Origin of the sequence: Geodermatophilus tzadiensis (genome assembly GCF_003002915.1) — a bacterium.
Classification (GTDB): Bacteria; Actinomycetota; Actinomycetes; order Mycobacteriales; family Geodermatophilaceae; genus Geodermatophilus; species Geodermatophilus tzadiensis.
This window is the reverse complement of the sequence record NZ_PVTG01000018.1, coordinates 32,375-54,829: the sequence shown is the minus strand read 5'-3', so window position 1 is coordinate 54,829 and position 22,455 is coordinate 32,375. Positions and strand designations below refer to the sequence as shown.

General features: G+C 74.9%; 24 protein-coding genes. 19 read left to right on the top strand and 5 right to left on the bottom strand.

Going from position 1 to position 22,455, the window contains the following annotated elements; translation table 11 throughout:
- Positions 1–6 precede the first annotated feature (6 nt).
- The 7 genes from hemW to LY71_RS19625 all read left to right on the top strand — a co-directional run bounded on the left by hemW (position 7) and on the right by LY71_RS19625 (position 7,556).
- The gene (gene hemW / locus LY71_RS19655) at positions 7–1,227 is read left to right on the top strand and encodes a radical SAM family heme chaperone HemW (protein WP_106280893.1); all 1,221 of its coding nucleotides are present in this window, start codon (positions 7–9) and stop codon (positions 1,225–1,227) included.
- Positions 1,228–1,297: 70 nt separating this feature from the next.
- Positions 1,298–2,176 (top strand): ABC transporter ATP-binding protein, encoded by an 879-nt coding sequence (locus tag LY71_RS19650; protein WP_106280891.1) that lies wholly within the window; start codon positions 1,298–1,300, stop codon positions 2,174–2,176.
- Entirely contained in the window at positions 2,173–2,913 is a 741-nt protein-coding gene (locus LY71_RS19645; protein ID WP_106280889.1) for an ABC transporter permease, read from the top strand. Before LY71_RS19650 ends, LY71_RS19645 begins: the two co-directional genes overlap by 4 nt.
- Before the next feature lie 20 nt (positions 2,914–2,933).
- Positions 2,934–4,046: a sensor histidine kinase gene (locus tag LY71_RS19640; protein ID WP_106280886.1), complete on the top strand. Its 1,113-nt coding sequence runs from the start codon at positions 2,934–2,936 to the stop codon at positions 4,044–4,046.
- The gene (locus LY71_RS19635; protein WP_091113924.1) at positions 4,043–4,648 is read left to right on the top strand and encodes a response regulator transcription factor; all 606 of its coding nucleotides are present in this window, start codon (positions 4,043–4,045) and stop codon (positions 4,646–4,648) included. The genes LY71_RS19640 and LY71_RS19635 overlap by 4 nt, the downstream gene beginning before the upstream one ends.
- 664 nt (positions 4,649–5,312) lie before the next feature.
- Entirely contained in the window at positions 5,313–6,209 is an 897-nt protein-coding gene (locus LY71_RS23215) for a hypothetical protein (RefSeq protein WP_146146191.1), read from the top strand.
- A 792-nt stretch (positions 6,210–7,001) separates the two neighbouring features.
- The gene (locus LY71_RS19625; protein WP_146146190.1) at positions 7,002–7,556 is read left to right on the top strand and encodes a hypothetical protein; all 555 of its coding nucleotides are present in this window, start codon (positions 7,002–7,004) and stop codon (positions 7,554–7,556) included.
- Positions 7,557–7,685: 129 nt separating this feature from the next.
- Here the strand turns inward: LY71_RS19625 and LY71_RS19620 are convergent, their stop codons facing one another.
- Positions 7,686–8,123 carry a GNAT family N-acetyltransferase gene (locus LY71_RS19620; protein ID WP_245888121.1) on the bottom strand — a complete coding sequence of 146 codons (438 nt, stop codon included), beginning with the start codon at positions 8,121–8,123 and terminating at the stop codon, positions 7,686–7,688.
- Between the two features lie 29 nt (positions 8,124–8,152).
- The gene (locus LY71_RS19615) at positions 8,153–8,464 is read right to left on the bottom strand and encodes a type II toxin-antitoxin system VapB family antitoxin (protein ID WP_425433035.1); all 312 of its coding nucleotides are present in this window, start codon (positions 8,462–8,464) and stop codon (positions 8,153–8,155) included.
- A 267-nt stretch (positions 8,465–8,731) separates the two neighbouring features.
- Between LY71_RS19615 and hrcA the strand changes: the two genes are divergently transcribed.
- Genes hrcA through LY71_RS19600 form a run of 3 tightly spaced genes read left to right on the top strand, consistent with a single transcriptional unit; the run spans position 8,732 to position 11,684 of the window.
- On the top strand, positions 8,732–9,754 hold the full coding sequence (gene hrcA, locus LY71_RS19610; RefSeq protein ID WP_106280875.1) for a heat-inducible transcriptional repressor HrcA: 1,023 nt from the start codon (positions 8,732–8,734) through the stop codon (positions 9,752–9,754).
- Between the two features lie 14 nt (positions 9,755–9,768).
- Complete coding sequence (gene dnaJ, locus LY71_RS19605) at positions 9,769–10,920, top strand: molecular chaperone DnaJ (protein ID WP_106280873.1); 1,152 nt, start codon at positions 9,769–9,771, stop codon at positions 10,918–10,920.
- The gene (locus LY71_RS19600) at positions 10,917–11,684 is read left to right on the top strand and encodes a 16S rRNA (uracil(1498)-N(3))-methyltransferase (RefSeq protein ID WP_106280870.1); all 768 of its coding nucleotides are present in this window, start codon (positions 10,917–10,919) and stop codon (positions 11,682–11,684) included. The genes dnaJ and LY71_RS19600 overlap by 4 nt, the downstream gene beginning before the upstream one ends.
- 137 nt (positions 11,685–11,821) lie before the next feature.
- On the opposite strand, the gene LY71_RS19595 is transcribed toward LY71_RS19600, so the two are convergent.
- Genes LY71_RS19595 through LY71_RS19585 form a run of 3 tightly spaced genes read right to left on the bottom strand, consistent with a single transcriptional unit; the run spans position 11,822 to position 15,101 of the window.
- Complete coding sequence (locus LY71_RS19595; protein WP_106280868.1) at positions 11,822–13,438, bottom strand: ABC transporter permease subunit; 1,617 nt, start codon at positions 13,436–13,438, stop codon at positions 11,822–11,824.
- The gene (locus tag LY71_RS19590) at positions 13,435–14,151 is read right to left on the bottom strand and encodes a phosphonate ABC transporter ATP-binding protein (RefSeq protein WP_245888119.1); all 717 of its coding nucleotides are present in this window, start codon (positions 14,149–14,151) and stop codon (positions 13,435–13,437) included. Before LY71_RS19590 ends, LY71_RS19595 begins: the two co-directional genes overlap by 4 nt.
- A 23-nt stretch (positions 14,152–14,174) precedes the next feature.
- Positions 14,175–15,101: a putative selenate ABC transporter substrate-binding protein gene (locus tag LY71_RS19585; RefSeq protein ID WP_211297438.1), complete on the bottom strand. Its 927-nt coding sequence runs from the start codon at positions 15,099–15,101 to the stop codon at positions 14,175–14,177.
- A gap of 107 nt (positions 15,102–15,208) precedes the next feature.
- Between LY71_RS19585 and LY71_RS19580 the strand changes: the two genes are divergently transcribed.
- The 9 genes from LY71_RS19580 to LY71_RS19540 all read left to right on the top strand — a co-directional run bounded on the left by LY71_RS19580 (position 15,209) and on the right by LY71_RS19540 (position 22,434).
- Positions 15,209–15,568 carry a histidine triad nucleotide-binding protein gene (locus LY71_RS19580; RefSeq protein ID WP_211297437.1) on the top strand — a complete coding sequence of 120 codons (360 nt, stop codon included), beginning with the start codon at positions 15,209–15,211 and terminating at the stop codon, positions 15,566–15,568.
- Between the two features lie 24 nt (positions 15,569–15,592).
- A complete protein-coding gene (locus LY71_RS19575; RefSeq protein WP_106281013.1) occupies positions 15,593–16,420 on the top strand; it encodes an enoyl-CoA hydratase/isomerase family protein in 828 nt (275 codons plus the stop codon).
- Positions 16,421–16,512: 92 nt separating this feature from the next.
- Complete coding sequence (locus LY71_RS19570) at positions 16,513–17,655, top strand: PhoH family protein (protein WP_245888118.1); 1,143 nt, start codon at positions 16,513–16,515, stop codon at positions 17,653–17,655.
- 5 nt (positions 17,656–17,660) lie between these two features.
- Positions 17,661–18,164 carry an rRNA maturation RNase YbeY gene (ybeY, locus tag LY71_RS19565; RefSeq protein ID WP_106280862.1) on the top strand — a complete coding sequence of 168 codons (504 nt, stop codon included), beginning with the start codon at positions 17,661–17,663 and terminating at the stop codon, positions 18,162–18,164.
- Positions 18,165–18,168: 4 nt separating this feature from the next.
- Entirely contained in the window at positions 18,169–19,500 is a 1,332-nt protein-coding gene (locus LY71_RS19560) for a hemolysin family protein (RefSeq protein ID WP_106280860.1), read from the top strand.
- A gap of 6 nt (positions 19,501–19,506) precedes the next feature.
- Positions 19,507–19,845: a cytidine deaminase gene (locus LY71_RS19555; RefSeq protein WP_106280857.1), complete on the top strand. Its 339-nt coding sequence runs from the start codon at positions 19,507–19,509 to the stop codon at positions 19,843–19,845.
- A 131-nt stretch (positions 19,846–19,976) separates the two neighbouring features.
- Positions 19,977–20,891: a GTPase Era gene (gene era, locus LY71_RS19550; protein ID WP_106280853.1), complete on the top strand. Its 915-nt coding sequence runs from the start codon at positions 19,977–19,979 to the stop codon at positions 20,889–20,891.
- A complete protein-coding gene (recO, locus tag LY71_RS19545; protein WP_106280851.1) occupies positions 20,892–21,680 on the top strand; it encodes a DNA repair protein RecO in 789 nt (262 codons plus the stop codon). It begins immediately after the preceding gene.
- Positions 21,670–22,434, top strand: coding sequence for an isoprenyl transferase (locus LY71_RS19540; RefSeq protein WP_106280849.1), 765 nt, complete (start codon positions 21,670–21,672; stop codon positions 22,432–22,434). Before recO ends, LY71_RS19540 begins: the two co-directional genes overlap by 11 nt.
- Positions 22,435–22,455: the final 21 nt, after the last annotated feature.

Below are 22,455 nucleotides of genomic sequence, written 5' to 3'. Positions count from 1 at the left end.
GGTCAGATGAACACCGTCCTGCCGCTGCTGGAGGCCCCGCCGCGGACCCTGCAGCTCCCCGACAGCGCCCGCGAGGGACTGGCCCGCACGCCCTTCGGGCTCTACGTGCACGTGCCGTTCTGCGCCACCCGCTGCGGCTACTGCGACTTCAACACCTACACCTCCGACGAGCTCGGCCCCGGCGCGAACCGCGCCGAGTACGCCGGGACGGCGATCACCGAGCTGCGCCGCGCGGCCGACGTCCTCGGCCCCGACCTGCCGACGGTCTCCACCGTCTTCGTCGGCGGCGGCACCCCGACGCTGCTGCCCGCCGAGGACCTGGCCGCCGTGCTGGCCGCCGTCCGGGAGCTGTTCCCCGTCGCCGACGACGTCGAGGTGACCACCGAGGCCAACCCCGAGTCCGTGACGCCGGCGAGCCTGGGCACCCTGCGCGCGGCCGGCTTCACCCGGCTGAGCCTGGGCATGCAGTCGGCCGCCGAGCACGTGCTGGCCGTCCTCGACCGCCGGCACACCCCCGGCCGCGCCGTCCAGGCCGCACGCGAGGCCCGCGCCGCCGGCTTCGCGCACGTCAACCTCGACCTCATCTACGGCACGCCGGGCGAGACCGACGCCGACTGGTCCGCCTCCCTCGACGCCGTCCTGGCCGCGCCGGTCGACCACGTCAGCGCCTACGCGCTCATCGTCGAGGAGGGCACCCGGCTGGCCCGCCGCATCGCCCGCGGCGAGCTGCCGCTGCCTGACGACGACGTGCTCGCCGACCGCTACGTGCAGGCCGACACCGTGCTGCGCGGCGCCGGGTTCGACTGGTACGAGGTGAGCAACTGGTCGCGCGGGGACGCCGCCCGCTGCCGGCACAACGAGCTGTACTGGGCCAACGCGAACTGGTGGGGCGTCGGGCCGGGTGCACACAGCCACGTCGGCGGGGTGCGGTGGTGGAACGTCAAGCACCCGGCCGCCTACGCGCAGCGGCTGGCTGCGGGGGAGGACCCGGTGGCCGACAGCGAGGTCCTCGAGCCCGCCGACCGCGCGCTGGAGACGGTGATGCTCGGCCTGCGGCTGCGCGACGGGCTGCCGCTTCCCGCGCTGTCGGACGCCGGCCGGCTGCGCGCCGCCGACGCCGTCGCCCGCGGCCTGCTCGACCCGGCCGCCCACGCGGCCGGCCGGGCGGTGCTCACCGACCGCGGCCGCCTGCTCGCCGACGCCGTCGTGCGGGACCTCACGGACTGACAGGTGTCACGGCGGGACGGCGACGTCCCGCACTACTGCCGGCACCGGGTGCGCGGACAGGCTCGACGCCGTGTCCACCACCGCTCTCGAGGTCTCCGGCCTCACCGTCCGCCACGGCGACGTCCTCGCCGTCGACGGCCTCGACCTGCGCATCGGCCGCGGCGAGACCGTCGCGCTGCTCGGTCCCAACGGCGCGGGCAAGTCCAGCACCGTCGGCGCCGTCCTCGGGCTGCTGCGCCCCGCGGTCGGCAGCGTGCGCGTGCTGGGTCGCCGCCCGGCCGACGCCGTCCGCGCCGGGTGCGTCGGCGCGATGCTGCAGCACGGCGGCCTGCCGGGGGACGCGCGCGTCGGCGAGGTGGTGCACCTGGTCCGCAGCAGCTACCCCGACCCCTGGCCGCTCGAGGACCTGACCGCCACCACCGGCACCGGCGGGCTGCTCGGCCGCGACGTCGGCGCGCTGTCGGGCGGCCAGCGCCAGCGCGTGCTGCTCGCCCTCGCCCTGGCCGGTCAGCCGCCGCTGCTGCTGCTCGACGAGCCCACGTCGGCGATGGACGCCGAGGGCCGCCGGGCCTTCTGGACGACGATGCGCGACCTGGCCGCCCGCGGCACCACCGTCGTGTTCGCCACCCACCACCTCGAGGAGGCCGACGCCGTCGCCGACCGGGTGGTGGTGCTGGCCGGTGGGCGGGTGGTCGCCGACGGGGCCTCCGCGCAGGTGCGCTCGGCGGTCGGTGGGCGCACCGTCCGCCTCACCGCGGGCCGGCTGCCCGACCCGCTGCCCGGCGTCACCGCCGTCGACCGGCAGGGCGGCACCGTCGCGCTCACCACCACCGACGTCGACGTTACGCTGCGCGCGCTGCTCGCCGCCGGCGTCCCGCTGGCCGACCTCGAGGTCCGCGGCGCCAGCCTCGAGGACGCCGTCCTGACCCTGACCGGGGGAACCCGATGAGCCCGCTGCTCGCCTTCCAGCTGCGCCGGGTGGCCCGCAACCGGCAGTTCCTGTTCTTCACCGTGCTGCTGCCGGCCGCCTTCACCGTCTTCTTCACCCAGGTCTTCGCCGGCACGCCGGGCGGGGTCAGCCCCGAGCAGGCGGCGGCCACGATGGTCGCGATGATGGCCTACGGCGCCATCGGGGCCGCCCTCGGCGCGACCGTCCGGCTCTCCTTCGACCGCGCGTCGGGGTGGCTGCGGCAGCTGCGGGTCACCCCGGTGCCGCAGACGTCGGTGGTCGCCGTCGACGTCGCCGTCGGGATGCTGCTGACCCTGCCGCCGCTGGTCGTGGTCGCCCTCACCGGCCGGTTCGTCAACGGCGTGCGGCTCGCGCCGGGGGAGTGGGCCGGGCTGGTCGGCGTGCTGTGGCTCGGGTCGGCGGCGTTCGTGGCGCTGGGGCTGCTGCTCGGCTGGGCGCTGGAGGAGCGGGCCGCCGGCGGCGCGGTCGGGATCGTCGGCACCGTGCTGGCCGCGCTCGGCGGCCTGTGGGTGCCGGTCGAGCTGTTCCCCTCGGGCCTGCGCGCGGTGGCGCACGGGCTGCCGTCCTACTGGTACGCCGAGGCCGGCCGCGCCGCCGCTGAGGGCCGGCCGCCGTCCCCCGCCGCGGCCGCGGCCCTCACCGCGTTCGCGCTCGCCTTCGCGGTCCTGGCCGTGGTCGCCGCCCGGCGGCGGTCGCTGCCCGCGGTCGCGGGCTGAGCGGGCTACGGTCGGGCGCCGTGGACCCCCGTCCCCGCTGGTACCGCGTCGGCTGGGCGCTGCCCTGGCTGCTGTTCCAGTTCTTCCCGGCCGCCGACCTGGTCACCACCGACCGCCCGCTCGGCGTCCGCGTGGTCGCCGGTGCCGCGCTGCTGGTGTTCACCGGCGTCTACCTCGACGTCTTCCGGCGGGCGTTCGGCGGCTGCTGGAGCGGGTCGCTGCTCGGGCGGCTGGCCGTGGTCGCCGTCCTCGGCACCGGGCTGGCGGTGTGGCTGGGGCCGTCCTGGGCCGGGCTGCTGATCTACGTCTCGGCGGCGTCGACCGTGGCGCTGCCCACCCGCTGGACGTGGCCGGCGGTCCTCGCGGCCGCGCTGGTGTGCGCCGCGGTGGTCACCCTGCACGGCGAGACCGGGCTGCTCGTCCTGCCGGTGCTGTGCCTGCTGACCGCGTTCGCGCTGCGCGGCACCCGGCACCTGGTGTCGGTGAACGCCGAGCTGGCCGAGGCCCGCGAGGAGCTGGCCCGCAACGCCGTCGCCGAGGAGCGGCTGCGCTTCGCCCGCGACCTGCACGACCTGCTCGGCCACAGCCTGTCGCTCATCGCGCTCAAGAGCGAGCTGGCCGGGCGGCTGGCCGAGGTCGACCCCGCCCGGGCGCGCGCCGAGATGGCCGACGTCGAGGCCGCCGCCCGCCGCGCGCTGGCCGAGGTCCGCGACGCGGTCAGCGGCTACCGGCAGGTCAGCTGCGCCCAGGCGCTGGCCGAGGCCCGCTCGGCGCTGTCGGGCGCGGGCATCGCCGCGCGGCTGCCGGCCCGGGTGCCGCCGCTGCCCGGGCCGGTCGACGCCGCGCTCGGCTGGGTGGTCCGCGAGGCGACGACGAACGTGCTGCGGCACAGCGGCGCCCGCGCGGTGACCGTCACCCTCACCGACGACGGCGCGGCGGCGGTGCTCACCGTGACCGACGACGGTCGCGGGCCCGCCGACGACACCGAGCCCGGGTCCGGGCTGGCCGGGCTGGCCGAGCGGGTGGGCGCGCTCGGCGGGGCGCTGACCGGCGGCGCGGGACGCAACGGCGGGTACGAGCTGCGGGCCGTCCTGCCGCTGGTCGCGGTCCCGGCGGAGGCGGGGACCCGGTGATCCGGGTGCTGGTGGCCGAGGACCAGTCGATGGTCCGCGGCGCGCTGCGGGCGCTGCTCGACCTCGAGGAGGACATCACCGTCGTCGCCGAGGTCGGCCGCGGCGACCAGGTGCTGGCCGCCGCGCGCGAGCACGCGCCCGACGTCGCGCTGCTCGACATCGAGATGCCCGGGCAGGACGGCATCGAGGCCGCCCGCGAGCTGGCCGCGGAGCTGCCCGCGGTGCGTGCCGTCGTGCTCACCACCTTCGGGCGGCCCGGCTTCCTGCGGCGGGCGATGGAGGTCGGCGCCGCCGGGTTCCTGGTCAAGGACGCGCCGGTCGCCGAGCTGGCGAGGGCCATCCGGGCCGTCGTCGCCGGGGAGCGGGTGATCGACCGGGAGCTCGCGGCCGCGGCGCTGGCCCTCGGGGCCACCCCGCTGTCGGCGCGCGAGGCCGACGTGCTGCGCGAGGCCGCCGACGGCGCCACCGTCGCCGACATCGCCCGCCGGCTCTTCCTGTCGGAGGGGACGGTGCGCAACTACCTGTCCTCGGCGATCGGCAAGACCGGGGCCCGCACGCGGGTGGAGGCCGCCCGCGTCGCCGCCGACAAGGGCTGGCTGTAGCCGCGGGACGCCTCGCGCGCTCCGGACGGGCCTCGCCAGTAGACCGCCCTCCCGGACGAGGCGCTGTCCTGCGAATCCCGTACGCCCCTCGCGCGTCCTTGAAGGCGGCTTCAGGGACACCGGCCGGAGCCTGCTGGGCGAACCGGCGCGCCCTCTGCAGTTGGCTCGACCCTTAATTCACCACCCGCAAGTCACCCTCCCCGCAACTGCGGCGGGCGGGCAGAGTTTCATCCTCGACCCGCCCGCGGCCCGAAGCGGGCCCCGAAGTCGACTCCTCAGTTGGGGATCGCGTTGTGCTGCCTGCCCACTTCGCCGATGTCGTGGGACGGTAGCCCACGTGGAGACTCTCCCCCCTTCGGTCTACACGTCAGCGAAGGCGGCGCTGACCGACCTCTGGCACGGTCGAAGTCGCCTTGCTCGGTGGGCCATAGAGAAGCAACTCACTCGGGCGCGCGAAGCTTTACGTCCAGCGGTCCTTGACTACTTATGCGACCAATATCAGGAGCAGCCATTGCTGGTCCGAGGCGATCATCGATATCCGGTCGCCATTTTCCCAGCACCCGAGGAGCAGCGTGATCGACCGGAATCGGTACTTGGCCAACTCGACCGAAGTCCGCCTGCGAAGCAGACAAACCTGAGCGCGAGTTCGTCGCGGTATCGGAAGATGCTAGAGAAGCGAGGAACGGTAGACCCGAAGATCAACAAGGCAACATTCTCTATGGTTCACCTGAACGTGGGTGAAAGCCTCACGATCGACTGCCGCGTCGACCGCTATCTCCAAGTTTTTGATACCTGCGACGCATTATCCTACGAGTTCCTGACTGCCGCTTCCTCACGGGAGGAGAAGCGCCGGTTCTCAAGGATGCAGAAAAAGTTGATTCTTAGGGGCAACCTGCATAGTCAGGTGAGCGATCCCGTAGTCGATGGGTCCCTGCGTGCGGCTGGCCTAGCCGTTTCGGTGCTCATAGCTTATAGGGACGGACCTGACACCTACTTACTGCTTAAGAGGCGATCTGAGAAGAATAAGGCACCCCTCCACGGTAGCATGGCTCACGTGATTCCCTCCTTCATGCTTCAGGCCGAGGCGGACGATGACGAAGTTGAATTCTCCGTCACGCATGGCATGTATCGCGAGTACCTGGAGGAGCTGTTCAACGTTGGGGACGAGCGACCTCAGATGGACCCGAGGTCGTTCTACGGCCATGCACATCTTAGGTACCTACGCCAGTTGCTTGACGAGGGCCAAGCGCGATTCTGTCTTACTGGGGTGGCGGTCAATCTCCTAAATCTGCGGCCAGAAATCTGCACGCTGTTGCTGATTGACTCGGAGGAGTGGTGGAATCGCCATAGCGGCAGACTGAAGGAGAAGCACCGCTTCGAGCTGAATGACGAGTTCGCTCGCGACTCCGCCGAAGCCGAGCCTACCTGGCTGCGGCGAATCCGCTACGTCGGAACCGATGATCGGTACTACCGCGAGGCGCTACAACCACACTGCGTCGTGCCCTCCGGCGCTGCGGCCTTCTGGTTGGGAGTGGAGACACTTAAGGATCTCCAGATCTGACGATCGCGATGCACCGTCTGCCAGCGGTTCCTGTCCTGCGCGGTCCAGCACGGCCCGGCCCCACGCATGGATGTTCCTAAGTGGGCCGCTCAGAGACACCTGCGGGGCTCGCCGTAAAGGCGGGCTTACGGCGACGCAAGTCGCCACCGCCAGTCCCGGATCAGCGGCGCCCGAGCACCGTGTAGCTGTTGGGCCGTTGCTTGGACGGGTCGTATGCTGCGCTGCCGGCGAAGACCGTAATCTCCTCAAACCTTGTGCTGCGGACGAGGGGGTGCCTGCCTGTGGCCACAGCGACATGGTCAAAGGCACTGCCAACGGCTTCGCCTGCGTTCTCGCTAATCCAGTACGACGCCGTCACGTGCGGTCCCACGGGACCTGTCCGGCCTGTAGGCACGACTGGCGCGAGCATCCCGGGAGTCTCCGGGTCCCCGAGGGGCAACCGTGCAGCGAGTGCACGTACGAACTGGAGCACGGCGAAACGAACGCCGCTCGCGGGGCCGCCGTGCACCGAGCAAGCGCCTGCCCGATGTGACCGCTGGACCTGGCTCGGCTCCCCCGTAGTGGGCCGCTCCAGGACACTCGACGGGCCGACGGATCCTCAGAACGGACACGCCTGCCGAGGCGCCGCACGCTCTGCGGGGGAGGGGAGCCCTGGTGTCGAGGGTCGTGAAGGTGTGGGTGGCGACGACGCTGATGGCGTCCGGAGGCCTCGTGCACGCCGCGTCCTGGCAGCGCTGGGCCGGTGCATGCCCGTGGCGCGGGAACCAGGAGACCCGGTCGTGTGAGACACGGATGGACCACCTCTACGACTTCCTCCCACCCCAGGAGCCGTGGCTGCCCGCGGGGGCGGCTGCACAGCTGGCCGGTGCGTCGCTGCTCGTCCTCGCCATCGCTCTCCTGCCCCTGCCCTGGGCTCTGACCGGACGAAGGCCAGGGCTTCCCTCCGTCGCGGCCCTCCTGGCGACCGTGCTGAGCGTGACGGACGTCGGACTGGCGGCCCTGCGCTCGGGTCTCGAGGGCACCGTGGTCAGCCCCGTGGGCTCGAACGTCACCATCTGGTGCTGGCTCCTGCTACCGCCGTTGCTGTTCGCGGGCGTTGCGGTGTTCGCCCGCGGCTGGGCGAGCGGTGCGGCGGCGGTGCTGCTGATCCTGGCATCACCGCTCGTCGCCTTCTTCTCCTACGCGATCGGTCCCTGGGACGCCCAGCCGTGGTGGGAGGCGATCTCGGGCCTGCTGACGGGCGCAGCCGGGGCGTTCGTGCTCGCGGAGGCGATACGGCGACCGGCCCGACGTCGAGACGCCCAAGTCGAGCCGACAGTCGTGAGCGGACCGCGGACCCTCCCGTAACGGGCTGCGTAGGGACAGGGAGGTGCACGGAGGCCGGAGCATGCCGGGAGGACGACGCGGCGCGAGGCTGCACCGTCGGCCGCTGCGGACCGAGCAGCGCCGCAGGGCACGCGAGCCGCACGGCGGGCCCTACAGCTCCAGCTTGAAGCCCTCGTGGGAGGCGACGTAGCCGAGGCGCGCGTAGAAGCGGTGGGCGTCGGTGCGGCGCTTGTCGGTCGTCAACTGCACCAGGCTCGCGCCACGGCGGCGGGCCTCGTCGGCGCACCACCGCAGCATCGCCTCGCCCAGCCCGCGCCCGCGGACCGCCGCGGCCACCCGCACGCCCTCCACCTGGGCCCGCAGCGTGCCGCCGCGGGACAGCCCGGGGAGGAACGTCAGCTGCAGCGTGCCGACGACGGCGCCCCCGTCGTCGGCGACCACCAGCAGGTGCGCGGGGTCGGCGTCCACCGCGGCGAAGGCCGCCTCGTAGGGGGCGAGGTCGGCGACCTCGCGGCCGGCGCCGAGGACGTCGTCGGTCAGGAGCGTCACGATGGCCGGGACGTCGTCCGCGTGCGCCCGGCGCAGCACGACCCCGTCCAGCTCGGCGAGCGGCGTGGTCAGTGCGGGCGTCCGGGGTCGGCGGGCATGAGCGCGTCGAGGTCGAGCACGCGGACGTGGATGACGGTGCGCTGCTGCAGTGCCGCCCGCAGCGCCCGGTGCAGGCCGTCCTCGAGGTAGAGCTCGCCGTGCCACTGGACGGCGTGCGGGAAGAGGTCGCCGTAGAAGGTGGAGTCGTCGGCCAGGAGGGTGTCCAGGGCCAGCTCGCGCTTGGTGGTGACCAGCGTGTCGAGCCGGATCTGCCGGGGCGGGATCATCGCCCAGTCCTTCGTGGCCAGGCCGTGCTCGGGATAGGGACGACCGTCGCGCACCGCTTTGAAGACCAGGGACCCGACCTCCGTCCTGACCCACCCCGTTCCGGCACCGTCGGTCCGTCAGCCTATCCACCGGCTCGGGGGGCCCGCCCGCCCCCTGCGGGTGTGGCGTGCGTCCGAGTCCGCGACGAACCAGCCGCCCGGTCGTATGCTGGGCTGGCACTCGGTCCGTGCGAGTGCCAGCCCACCGGGGCGCCCGGTGGGAGCAGGCCGCGTCTCCCGGAGCCCGCACGGGCACGTCGACCGGTACGGGGAGGTGTCACCGTGGCGCACGACGAACGCCGCCTGCAGGTCCTGCGGGCCATCGTCCAGGACTACGTCTCCACCAACGACCCGGTGGGCAGCAAGGCCCTCGCCGAGCGGCACGACCTCGGCGTCTCGCCGGCCACCATCCGCAACGACATGGCCGTCCTCGAGGAGCAGGGCTACATCACCCAGCCGCACACCAGCGCCGGCCGCGTGCCCACCGACAAGGGCTACCGCCTGTTCGTCGACCGGCTCTCGGCGGTCAAGCCGCTGTCGGCCGCCGAGCGCAAGGCGATCGAGCGCTTCCTCGACGGCGCCGTCGACCTGCACGACGTCCTGGGCCGCACGGTGCGGCTGCTGGCGCAGCTGACCCACCAGGTCGCCGTCGTGCAGTACCCGACGCTCTCGCGCAGCGCCGTCCGCCACCTCGAGGTGGTGCAGCTGACCGCCTCCCGGCTGCTGCTGGTGCTCATCACCGACACCGGCCGGGTCGAGCAGCGGGTCGTGGAGTGCCCGGTCGACATGGCCCAGGACGACGTCGCCGACCTCCGCGCGCTGCTCAACTCCGCCTTCGCCGGCGCCCGCCTGGCCGACGCCGGCAGCCGGGTGCCCGACCTGGTCGACACCGCGCCGCCGCACCTGCGGGCGCTGGTGGCCGCGGTGAGCGCCACGCTGGTGGAGACGCTGGTCGAGCCGGGGGAGGACCGGCTGGTCATCGGCGGGACGGCGAACCTCGCCCGCACCGCCCTGGACTTCCCGGGCAGCCTGCGCCCGCTGCTGGAGGCGCTGGAGGAGCAGGTCGTCGTCCTCAAGCTGATCAGCGAGGTCGACACCGGCGGCGCGGTGCTGGTGCGCATCGGCGAGGAGAACGCGCACGAGGCACTGACCGGTGCATCGGTCGTCTCCGTGGGGTACGGCACCGGGGACCGGGCCCTCGGGGGCCTGGGCATCGTCGGCCCCACCCGCATGGACTACCCGGGCAACATGGCCGCGGTCCGCGCCGTGGCCCGTTACGTCGGCCAGCTGCTGGCCGAGAGCTGAGGTCTCGAAGACAGATGGCAACCGACTACTACGGCGTCCTCGGGCTGTCCCGGGGCGCGTCCGACGCCGACATCAAGAAGGCCTACCGGCGGCTGGCGCGCGACCTGCACCCCGACGTCAACCCCGACCCCGAGGCCAAGGAGCGCTTCCAGGAGGTCAGCCGCGCCTACCAGGCGCTGACCGACCCCGACAAGCGCCGCATCGTCGACCTCGGCGGCGACCCGTTCGAGACCGGCCCCGGTGCCGGCGGCGGCTCGCCGTTCGGGCAGGCCGGCTTCGGCGGCCTCGGCGACATCATGGACGCCTTCTTCGGCGGCGCCGGCGGGATGGGCGCCCGCGGCCCCCGCAGCCGCGTGCGCGAGGGCGACGACGCGCTGATCCGCATCGAGCTCGACCTGGAGCAGACGGTCTTCGGCACCACCGAGGAGATCACCGTCGACACCGCGGTCCTGTGCGGCACCTGCAGCGGCGCGGGCACCGCACCGGGCACCCACCCGGTCACCTGCGCCACCTGCTCCGGCCGCGGCGAGGTGCAGAGCGTGCAGCGCTCGTTCCTCGGCCAGGTCGTGTCCACCCGGCCCTGCCCGACCTGCGCCGGCACCGGCCAGGTCATCCCCGAGCCGTGCCCCGAGTGCGGCAGCGAGGGCCGGGTGCGCGCCCGCCGGACCATCCCGGTCAAGGTGCCCGCCGGCGTCGAGGACGGCATGCGGATCCGGCTCACCGGCCGCGGCGAGGTCGGCCCCGGCGGCGGGCCGGCCGGCGACCTGTACGTGGAGATCCGCGAGCGCCCGCACGAGGTGTTCCGCCGCGACGGCGAGGACCTGCACTGCCACGTCACGCTGCCGATGACCGCCGCGGCGCTGGGCACCACGCTGCCGCTGACCCTGCTCGACGGCGGGGAGACCGACGTCGACGTCCGCCCCGGCACCCAGCCGGGCACCGTGCTCACCCTGCGTGGGCAGGGCGCGCCGCGGCTGCGGGCCACCGGCCGCGGGAACCTGCTGGTGCACGTCGACGTCCAGACGCCGACCCGCCTCGACGCCGAGCAGGAGAAGCTGCTGCGCGAGCTCGCGGTGCTCCGCAGCGAGGACCGTCCGGCGTCCGCGTCGGGGTCCGGCGACGGACACGGCGGGCTGTTCTCGCGGGTGCGGAACCCCTTCAAGTGAGCGGGCCGGCCCCCGGCCAGCAGCGGCCCGTCCTCGACGGCGCCCCGCTGTTCCTGCTCGACGAGCTGCCCGACGCACCCGAGCTGCTCGTCGGCGGGGCCGAGGGCCGGCACGCCGTCGACGTGCTGCGGCTGACCACCGGCGAGCCGGTGCGGATCGGCGACGGCCGCGGCACGGTCGCCGAGGGCACGGTGCTCGACGCCGGCGCGGCCGGCCTGCGGGTGCAGGTGACCGCCCGGCTGGAGGTGCCGCAGGCCGAGCCGGAGCTGTGGCTGGTACAGGCGCTGCCCAAGGGCGACCGCGGACCGCTGGCCGTGGAGCTGGCCACCGAGCTCGGCGTGGACCGGATCGTGCCGTGGGCGGCCGCGCGCTGCGTCACCCGCTGGCGCGAGGACCGCGTCGAGAAGGGCCTGGCCCGGTGGCGGGCCGCGGCGCGGGCGGCGAGCAAGCAGTCGCGGCGGCCGCGGGTGCCCGAGGTCTCGGAGCCGATGACCACCCGGCAGGTGTGCGGCGAGCTCGAGGACGTCGACCTCGCGCTGGTGCTGCACGAGCAGGGCCGCCGTCCGCTGTCGGGCGTCGAGGTGCCCGCGAGCGGCACGGTCGCCGTCGTCGTGGGGCCCGAGGGCGGGCTCACCGACGGCGAGGTGGTGGCGCTGCGGGCGGCCGGCGCGCAGGTGGTGCGGCTCGGCCCGGAGGTGCTGCGGACCTCGACCGCCGGCGCCGCCGCCCTGGCCGCCCTGTCGGTGACCACCCGCTGGCGGTAGGCGGGTGCCCGGCGACGATCAGATGAAGGACCTCCCTGCCCCCCGCCGCTCGCACGCTCGCGGCGCGCCCCTGCAGGAAGGCCGTCGTGGGGCGTCCTCCCGCGCGATGGCACGTGCGGGAGGACGGCGGTCCCGGCTCAGCGCAGCGCGCGGCGGGCGCGGTCACCGACCAGGTCGACGGCGAGGGTGAGGACGACGGTCGCGGCGAGCACCGTGGCGACCGCGGGCCAGTCGAACGTGGCGAGCTCCGAGGCCAGCAGCGCCCCGAGCCCGCCGGCGCCGAGCAGCCCGACCAGCAGCGTGTCCCGCACGGTCACCTCCCACCGGTGGAGCGCGTACGCCAGCACCGGCCCGGCCACCACCGGCGCCACCCCGTACAGCCACCCGGCCACCGGGTGCGCCCCCAGCGCGCCGAGCGCCGCCCGCGGACCGGCGTCGGCCTCCTCGACCGCCTCACCGGCCAGCCGGCCGAGCACCCCCAGCGTGTAGACGCCCAGCGCGACCGCGCCCGGCAGCACCCCGGGCAGCAGCACGAACAGCAGGACCAGCGCCCACACCGGCGCCGGCACCGCGCGCAGCAGGAGCAGCGCCAGCCGCACCAGCACGCCGGCCAGGCGCCGGCCCGGCGGGCAGCGCCCGGCCGGCCGCGCCGCGACCCCCATCACGACCACCGCCCCCACGGACGCGAGCGCGATCGCGAGCACCGACGTCTGCACGGTTCCCACCGCCGCCGACGCCACCGACCGCAGCAGGTCGGCGTCGGCCGACGGCGGCCACGCGGCGCGCAGCACGACACCGACCTGCTCGCGGGCCCGCGCCGACACCAGCGACGCCGGCGACAGCGCCAGGAACCACCACGACCACGCTCCCGCGGCGAGCGTGCCGAGCACCGCGGCCGTGAGCACCCGGTCGCGGGAGAGCACGCCGGCCCGCCGCCGCGGGGCGGCCAGCCGGCGGCGCACCGCGCGACCGGCGACGTCGGCGGCCAGGCACAGCAGCGCCAGCGCGTAGACCGCGCTCCACACCTGCGGCCAGCGCAGCGAGGAGAACGACAGCGACAGCTGGTAGCCCAGCCCGCCGGCGCCGACCAGGCCGAGCACCACGGCCGAGCGCACCGCGCACTCCAGCCGGTAGCAGGCGTAGGACAGCAGCCCGCCGGCCGCCCGGGGCAGCAGCCCGTACAGCGCCGCGGCGACCCGCCCCGCCCCCGCCGCCCGCAGCGCCTCGTACGGCCCGCGGGGCACCTCGTCGAGCAGCGCGCCGAACACCGTGGCGGTCACCGCGCCGTAGGGCAGGCCGATCGCCAGGACGCCGACCCACGGGTCCAGGCCCAGCACGGTGACCAGCAGCAGCCCCCACACCGCCTCGTGCAGCCCGCGGGGGACGGCGAGCACCCCGCGGGTGGCCAGCCGGCCCAGCCGGCCCAGCCGGCGCCGTCCCCAGGTGGTGCGCGCGGCGGCTCCGGCGCCCAGCGCCCCGAGCAGCACGGCCAGCGCGGTGCCGAGGACGGCGTAGGCGACCGTCACCAGCGCCGCCGTCGCCAGCACGCCGAGGAACGCGCCGTCGACGGCGGGGGAGAGGGCGGCCGCGGCGAAGGCGCCGACCTGGGCCGCCCCGGCCGGGTTGACCCCGTCGAGCGCCCCGGCCACCGACCAGCCGACGGCGGCCAGCGCGGCCAGCCCCCACGCCCAGCGCCGCCGGTCGCGCCGCAGGCGGGGGGCGACGGCGGCCGGCCGCTCGAGCAGCGCGGTCACGCCGGCGTCCCGTAGAGCCCGGCGAGGTCGGCGACGGTCAGCGCGGCCGCCGGGGCGTCGAGGACCACCCGGCCGGCGGCCAGGCCCACCACCCGGTCGCAGTGCCGCAGCGCCAGCGCGGGGTCGTGCAGCGCGGCCAGCAGCGCGCCGCCGCGGCCCGCCGGCCCGGCGAGCAGGCCGAGCACCCGCTCGGTGAGCACCGGGTCCAGCGCGGACGCCGGCTCGTCGGCCAGCACCAGGTCGGGCTGCTGCACGAGCACCCGCGCGACGGCCACGCGCTGCCGCTGCCCACCCGAGAGCGCGTCGGTGCGGTCGAACACCCGGTCGGCCAGGCCCACCTGCGCCAGCGCGGCGACGACGTCGGCCACGCCCTGCGGCCGCACCAGCGACCACGCCGCCCGCAGCGCCGGCCACGACCCCAGCCGCCCGGCGTTGACCTCGTGCACCACCCGCAGCGCGCCGGCCAGCTCCAGGTGCTGGTGCACCGTGCCCACCCGGGCGCGCAGCCGGCGCAGCGCCGCCCCGCGCAGCGCCGCCGGGTCCGCCCCGAGCACCCGCACCGACCCGGCCGACGGCGGCACGGTGCCGTTGACCACGCCCAGCAGCGTCGACTTCCCGGCACCCGACGCCCCGGCCAGGGCCACCCGCTCGCCGGCGCCGACGGTGAGGTCGACGCCGTCGAGCACGGTCGCCGTCCCGAGGCGGACGGTCACGCCGGTCAGCCGCAGGACGGCGCTCAGGTGACCAGCCCCAGCTCGCGGCCGATCTGCTCGATCCGGTCGTGGTCCGAGGCGCGCGCCGGCACGAACGACCCGGCGCCGAACAGGTCGAGGACGGCGGCGTCGTCCGGGTCGTCGGCGCGCAGGCCGGTGAAGTAGTCGCGCAGCGGGCCGGCGAGGTCGGCGGCGCGCGGGCCGAGCAGCCAGTGGTAGTCGTGGTAGCCCGGCGTCCGGGCGTAGGCGACCACCGACGGGTCGACCGCGCCCTCCGCGGTGCGCGCGGCCCACACCTGCTCGTTGAGCACACCGGCCTGGTAGCTGCCCGAGGCGACGAGCTGCAACGTGGCGTCGTGCGAGCCGGAGAAGCCGGGGCCGCCGGGGAAGCCCTGCGGGTCGACGCCGGCCTGCTGCAGGAACCACGCGGGCATCAGCCGGCCCGACGTCGAGGTCTCCGCGCCGTAGGTGAACCGCAGGCCGGCCAGCGGGCGCAGGTCGTCCGACGGCGCGAGCCCGGTGGCGGACTGCACGACGAACACCGAGTGGAAGTCCGTGTCGACGTCACGCTGGGCGATCGTCGTGGCGCCCGGGGTCTGCAACCGGGCCTGGACGCCGGTCAGCCCGCCGAACCAGACGAGGTCGAGGTCGCCGGTGCGGAACAGGGAGACCGCCGCGCCGTAGTCGGTGACCGGCGTGTACGTGACGTCGAGGTCGAGCGCTGCCGACAGCGAGTCGGCCACGGTGCCGTGGAGCCGCTGCAGGACCTCGGGGTCCTGGTCGGGGATGGCGCCGATGGAGAGCGAGCCGGGTGCGGCCGTCCCACGGCCGACGGGGGAGGAGCGGCCGCAGGCGGTAGCGGCGGCGAGGGTCAGGCCGGCGAGGAACGCGCGGCGCGAGAGGGACGGGACGACGGGGCTCCCCGACCGGAGAGCGCGACGGGCGGCCACTACGTCCGGCCGGGTCGGTGGGGGAGGGGCACGGGACCTCCAGGGGATCGGTGGTGGGCGACCCATCCTGACCTCCGGCCGTCCCCGGCGCCCCCTAGGGTGCGCGCGTGAGCGACTGCCTGTTCTGCCGCATGGTCGCCGGGGAGATCCCGGCCGACGTCGTGCACGAGACCGATCGGACGCTGGCCTTCCGCGACATCAACCCGCAGGCCCCGACCCACGTGCTGGTCATCCCCAAGGACCACCACGCGACGGCCGGCCTGCTCGTGGGCGCCGACCCGCAGCTGCTGGCCGACGTCGTGGCCGCCGCGCACGCGGTCGCCGTCCAGGAGGGGCTGGCCACCGACGACGGCCCCGAGCCGGGCTACCGGCTGGTGGCCAACACCGGCCCGCAGGCCGGCCAGACCGTGCACCACCTGCACCTGCACGTCCTGGGCGGCCGCGACCTGGGGTGGCCGCCCGGCTGAGCCGTCCGTGGCAGGGTGACCGGCATGACCCAGGCACCCGGCGCCGCCCCCGTCCGGCTCGAGCGCGACGGCGACGTCGCCGTGGTCGTGCTGGACAAGCCGCCGCTGAACCTGTTCGACGAGCCGGTGTACGCCGGCTTCGAGCAGGTCCTGGCCGAGCTGGTGGCCCTCACCGAGCCCGGCCGCCCCGACCGCGCCCGCGCGGTGCTCCTCGAGGCCCGGGGGAAGGTCGTCTCCGGCGGGGTCGACGTGCACGGCTTCCGGGAGATCGCCGAGGGCCCCGAGCCCGCGCAGCGCGGCACCGCGCTGTGGGCCCGGCTCCTGCGCATCGCGCAGACGATCGAGGAGCTCCCGGTGCCCACGGTCTTCGCCGCGCACGGGCTCACCCTCACCGCGGCCTTCGAGATCGCGCTCGCCTGCGACCTGCTGGTCGCCGCCGAGCGCGCCTCCTTCGGGCTGGTCGAGGTGGTCGTCGGGCTCACCCCGTCCATGGGCGGGCCGCAGCGGCTGGCCGAGCGCGCCGGCCCGGCGCGGGCCAAGGAGCTCATCCTCACCGGCGAGCACTACCCGGCCGCCGTCCTGGAGCGGTGGGACGTGGTCAACCGCGTGCTGCCCGACGACGGCTTCGCCGAGGCCGCCCGCGACCTCGCCCGCCGGCTGGCGGCCGGGCCGACGCTGGCGCACGCGGCCACCAAGCGGCTGGTCACCACCGCCGTCCGGCACGGCGTGCGGGCCGCCGACGAGATCACCGCGCAGGTGTCCGGGCCGCTGTTCGCCACCGCCGACCTGCGCGGCGCGGTGGCCTCCTTCCTCGAGGAGGGACCGGGCAGGGCGAGCTACACCGGGCGGTGAGGGCCGCCCGCGAGGGCGGTTCCGGGCCCCCGCGCGCGGGTAGACTCGACCGGTCAGCAGCCTCAGTGCCAGGAAGGCAGGGTCGAGGGCACTTGCCCGATCCATCCCCGAACGTCCCCGTGCCCGGCGCGCCCACCGCGCGCGAGGCCTCCGCGCAGGCCGCGGCCGCGGACGGCGCCAGCAGCCTCGCCGGTCCCACCCCCGCCGCGGTGCGCACCACCATCACCGTCCCCGAGTCCGTCTCGATGGTCGCCCTGCTCGGCTCCGGTGACGAGCTGCTGCGGCTGGTCGAGGGCGAGCTCGCCGCCGACGTGCACGTCCGCGGCAACGAGATCGCCGTGACCGGGCAGCCGGCCGACAACGCCTTCGCCGTCCGCGTCTTCGACGAGCTCATCGCGCTGCTCGGCACCGGCCAGGCGCTGCGGCCCGACTCGGTGCGCCGGGTCATCGGCATGCTGCGCAGCGGCGGGTCCGAGCGGCCGGCCGACGTCCTCAGCCTCGACATCATCAGCCGCCGGGGCCGCACCATCCGGCCCAAGACGCTGAACCAGAAGCGCTACGTCGACGCGATCGACGCGCACACCGTCGTCTTCGGCATCGGCCCGGCCGGCACCGGCAAGACCTACCTGGCGATGGCCAAGGCCGTGCAGGCGCTGCAGACCAAGCAGGTCAACCGGATCATCCTCACCCGGCCCGCGGTCGAGGCCGGCGAGCGCCTGGGCTACCTGCCCGGCACGCTCAGCGAGAAGATCGACCCCTACCTGCGGCCGCTCTACGACGCGCTGCACGACATGGTCGACCCCGAGTCGATCCCGCGGCTGATGCAGTCGGGCACCATCGAGGTCGCCCCGCTGGCCTACATGCGCGGGCGCACGCTCAACGACGCGTTCGTCATCCTCGACGAGGCGCAGAACACCACCGCCGAGCAGATGAAGATGTTCCTCACCCGGCTCGGCTTCGGCTCCAAGATCGTCGTCACCGGTGACATCACCCAGGTCGACCTGCCCGGCGGCGCGCAGAGCGGGTTGCGGATCGTGCGGGAGATCCTCGACGGCATCGAGGACGTGCACTTCGCCAACCTCACCAGCTCCGACGTCGTCCGCCACCGGCTGGTGGGCGACATCGTCGACGCCTACGAGCGGTGGGACGCCAGCCGGCAGCGCGAGGACCGCCCGGCCGCCGCGGGACCGCAGGGCGGCCGGCCGGCGCGGCCACGCCGGCAGCAGGGGAGCTGAGCGCGGTGCCCGTCGAGGTCGCCAACGAGTCCGAGATCGCCGTCGACGAGGCGGAGCTGACCGGCATCTGCCGGTACGTGCTCGCCGAGATGGGCGTCAACCCGATGGCCGAGCTGTCGGTGCTGTGCGTCGACCCCGACCACATGTCCACGCTGCACGAGCGCTGGATGGGGGAGAAGGGGCCGACCGACGTCCTGGCCTTCCCCATGGACGAGCTCGACACCGCCCGGCCCGACGACCCCGAGCCGGGCCCGGCCCTGCTCGGCGACGTGGTGCTGTGCCCGTCGGTCGCCGTCCGGCAGGCCCGCGCCGCCGGCCACTCCATGGACGACGAGCTGCTGCTGCTGGCCACCCACGGCGTGCTGCACCTGCTCGGCTACGACCACATGGAGCCGGAGGAGGAGCGGGAGATGTTCGGCCTGCAGAACCGCCTGCTCGAGGGCTGGCGGTCCGCGCCGCGGCAGCCGGTGACCGGCGAGCCGGCCGAACGGGGGCCCGGGTCGCGGTGACGCGATGAGCGCCGGCGCGATCGCCCTGCTGGTCGTCGCCGTCTGCCTGGTGCCCCTCGCCGGGCTCTTCGGCGCGCTGGACGCCGCCCTGCAGCGGGTGTCCAAGGCGCGCGTCGAGGAGCTGCGGCGCGACGGCGTGCGCCGGGCGGCCACCCTGGAGGACGTCCTCTCCGAGCGGGCGCGGCACGTGTCGCTGCTCCTGCTGCTGCGGATCGTCTGCGAGATGGTCGCCGCGGTCCTGGTCACCGTGGTCGTGCTCGAGCTGGTCGAGGGCACCGGCCGGGCGGTCCTGGTCGCCGCCGCGGTGATGACCGTCGTCAGCTACGTGCTCGTCGGCGTCGGCCCGCGCACCCTGGGCCGCCAGCACGCCTACCCGACCGCGCTGGCCACCGCCGGGCTGGTGCGGCTGCTCGGCCGCGTCCTGGGCCCGGTGGCCACGCTGCTCATCCTGGTCGGCAACGCGATCACCCCGGGCCGCGGCTACCGCGACGGGCCGTTCGCCACCGAGGTGGAGCTGCGCGAGCTGGTCGACATGGCCGAGGAGCGCGGCGTCGTCGAGTCCGGCAAGCGCAACATGATCCACTCGGTGTTCGAGCTGGGCGACACCATCGCCCGCGAGGTCATGGTGCCGCGCACCGACGTCGTCTGGATCGAGCGCACGAAGACCGTCCGGCAGGCGCTGGCCCTGGCGCTGCGCAGCGGGTTCAGCCGCATCCCGGTGATCGGGGAGAACGTCGACGACGTCGTCGGCGTCGTCTACCTCAAGGACCTGGTGCGCCGGTCGCAGAACCTCGGCGACTCGCGCGGGCCCCGGGTCGAGGAGCTCATGCGGCCGGCGGCGTTCGTGCCGGAGTCCAAGCCGGTCGACGAGCTGCTGCGCGACATGCAGGCCCGCCGCACGCACATCGCGATCGTGGTCGACGAGTACGGCGGCTTCGCCGGGCTGGTCACCATCGAGGACATCCTCGAGGAGATCGTCGGTGAGATCGCCGACGAGCACGACGCCGTGCAGCGCCCGCCGGTCGAGCACCTCGACGACGGGTCGGTGCGGATCACCGCCCGGCTGCCGGTGGAGGACCTCGCCGAGCTCTTCGACGTCGAGCTGCCCCGCGACGACGACGTCGAGACCGTCGGCGGGCTGCTCGCCCGGGAGCTGGGCCTGGTGCCGATCGAGGGCTCGCAGGCGGAGGTCGCCGGGCTGCTGCTGGTGGCCGAGAGCACCGGCGGCCGGCGCAACCGGATCGACACCCTGCTCGTCACGCGGCTGCCCGACGCCGACCCCGAGCACCAGTCCGGGGCCACCCGGGCCGACGTCTCGGCGGGCGTGGAAGGCTGACGCCCCGTGTCGGCACCTGACCTGCAGCCCGAGGACGCCAAGCTCGTCACCCTGGCCCGCTCCGCCCGCGGCCGCACCGGCGCACCCGAGGGCGCCGCGGTGCGCGACACCGACGGGCGCACCTACGTGGCCGCGAGCGTGGCGCTGCCCTCGCTGCAGCTGTCCGCCCTGCAGGCCGCGGTCGCGGCGGCGGTGTCCAGCGGGGTGGAGGGCCTGGAGGCGGCGGCGGTCGTCTCCGGTGCCGACGCCGTGGAGGCGGCCGGGCTGGCCGCGGTCCACGACCTGACGCCGTCCGCGCCGGTGCACCTCGCCGGCCCCGACGGGGTGCTGCGCTCGACCTCCTGACCGCGACGAGTGGGGGCCGGAGGCCTCCGCGAGGAGCGGTCGTGGGGGCTCCACGCGTGGAGGGGACGGCACGTGGCCGCGGTGTCGGCCGGTAGGCCGACGATGTCACAGCGGGGTGGGAGACTGGGCCGGTGAGCACGCCGGAGCAGCCGTACCGCAGCGGCTTCGCCTGCCTGGTGGGCCGCCCCAACGCCGGCAAGACCACGCTGACCAACGCGATCGTCGGCGAGAAGGTCGGCATCGTCAGCAACCGCCCGCAGACCACCCGGCACGCCATCCGCGGGGTGGTGCACCGGCCCGGCGGCCAGCTGGTGCTCGTCGACACCCCCGGCCTGCACAAGCCCAAGAGCCTGCTCGGCCGCCGGCTCAACGACGTCGTCCGCGACACCCTCTCCGAGGTCGACGTCGTGGTGTTCTGCATCCCCGCCGACCAGCCCGTCGGCACCGGCGACCGGTTCATCGCCCGCCAGCTGCGCGAGGTCACGGCGCCGGTGGTCGTCGTCGTGACCAAGACCGACGCCGCGAGCAGGAAGCAGGTCGCCGAGCAGCTGGTGGCCGCCAGCCAGCTGGTCGAGGCCGCGGAGGTCGTGCCGGTGAGCGCGGTCGCGGGCGACCAGGTCGAGCTGCTCGAGGACCTGCTGGTCGGCCTGCTGCCCGAGGGCCCGCCGCTCTACCCCGACGAGCAGACCACCGACGAGGACACCGACCGCCAGATCGCCGAGCTCATCCGCGAGGCGGCGCTGGAGAAGGTGTTCCAGGAGGTGCCGCACTCCCTCGCCGTCACCGTCGAGGAGCTCAACCGCCGGCCCGACCCCAAGCGGGAGGGAGCGGAGCTGGTGGAGGTGCACGCGCTGCTGCACTGCGAGCGCCCCAGCCAGAAGCCGATGCTGCTCGGCAAGGGCGGGTCGGTCATCAAGGCCATCGGCACCGAGGCGCGCGCCGGCCTGGAGCAGCTGCTCGGCGCCCGCGTCCACCTCGACCTGCACGTCACCGTCCTCGGCGAGTGGCAGGACGACCCCAAGAAGCTGAACAGGCTCGGGTACTGAGTGAGCACCACACCGAAGGCGCTGTACCGCGACGAGGGCGTCGTCCTGCGCACCCAGAAGCTGGGGGAGGCCGACCGGATCGTCACGGTCCTCACCCGCCGGCACGGCAAGGTGCGGGCGGTGGCCAAGGGCGTGCGCCGCACCAAGAGCAAGTTCGGCGCCCGGCTCGAGCCCTTCAGCCACGTCGACCTGCAGCTCTACACCGGCCGCAGCCTCGACATCGTCAGCCAGGCGGAGTCCATCCGCTCCTACGGCTCGGTGATCGCCGGGGACTACCCGGCCTACACCGCCGGCACCGCGGTGCTGGAGACCGCCGACCGGCTGACGGCGGAGGAGAAGGAGCCCTCGCTGCGACTGTTCCTCCTCGTCATCGGCGCGCTGCGGGCACTGTCCGACCGCACCCACCCGGCGGGGCTGGTCCTCGACGCCTTCCTGCTGCGCGCCATGTCGGTGGCCGGCTGGGAGCCGGCGCTCGGCGACTGCGCCCGCTGCGGCACCGAGGGCCCGCACCGGCACTTCTCCGTCCCGGCCGGCGGCACCGTCTGCCGCGAGTGCCGGCCCACCGGCTCGGCGATGCCCAACCCGGTCACCATCGGTCACCTGGAGGCGCTGCTGTCCGGCGACTGGGACACCGCCGAGGCCAGCGAGAGCGGCCAGCGGCGCGAGGGCAGCGGGCTGGTGGCCGCGCTGCTGCAGTGGCACCTCGAGCGCGGGCTGCGGTCGCTGCCGCTGGTCGACCGCTCCGACGTCGCCCCCCGGCGGGAAGCGGGCCTGCTGAGTGAGGCGTGAGGTGAAGGCGCCGAACCCGCACCCCTCGGGCGCGCGGCCGCCGTCGATCCCCGCGGACAGGGTGCCCCGGCACGTCGCGATCGTCATGGACGGCAACGGCCGCTGGGCCAAGCAGCGGGGCCTGCCCCGGACGGCGGGCCACGAGGCGGGGGAGTCCTCGCTGTTCGACTGCGTCGAGGGCGCCATCGAGCTGGGCATCGGGGCGATCAGCGCCTACGCCTTCTCCACCGAGAACTGGCGGCGCAGCCCCGAGGAGGTCCGCTTCCTCATGGGCTTCAACCGCGACGTCATCCGCCGCCGCCGCGACGAGATGCACGAACTCGGCGTCCGGGTGCGCTGGGCCGGCCGGCGCCCGCGGCTGTGGCGCAGCGTCGTCAAGGAGCTCGAGGTCGCCGAGGAGCTCACGAAGGACAACGACGTCCTCACGCTGACCATGTGCGTCAACTACGGCGGCCGGGCCGAGATCGCCGACGCCGCCGCCGCCATCGCCCGCGAGGTCGCCGCCGGACGGCTGGACCCGGGGAAGGTCACCGAGGACGTCGTCGCGCGGTTCCTCGACGAGCCCGACATGCCCGACGTCGACCTGTTCGTGCGCAGCTCCGGGGAGAACCGGACGAGCAACTTCCTGCTGTGGCAGTCGGCCTACGCCGAGTTCGTCTTCCTCGACACCCTCTGGCCCGACTTCGACCGCCGGCACCTGTGGGCGGCGTGCGAGGAGTACGCGTCCCGCCAGCGCCGCTTCGGCAGCGCCTGACGGCTCTCTCGGCCCGCGCCG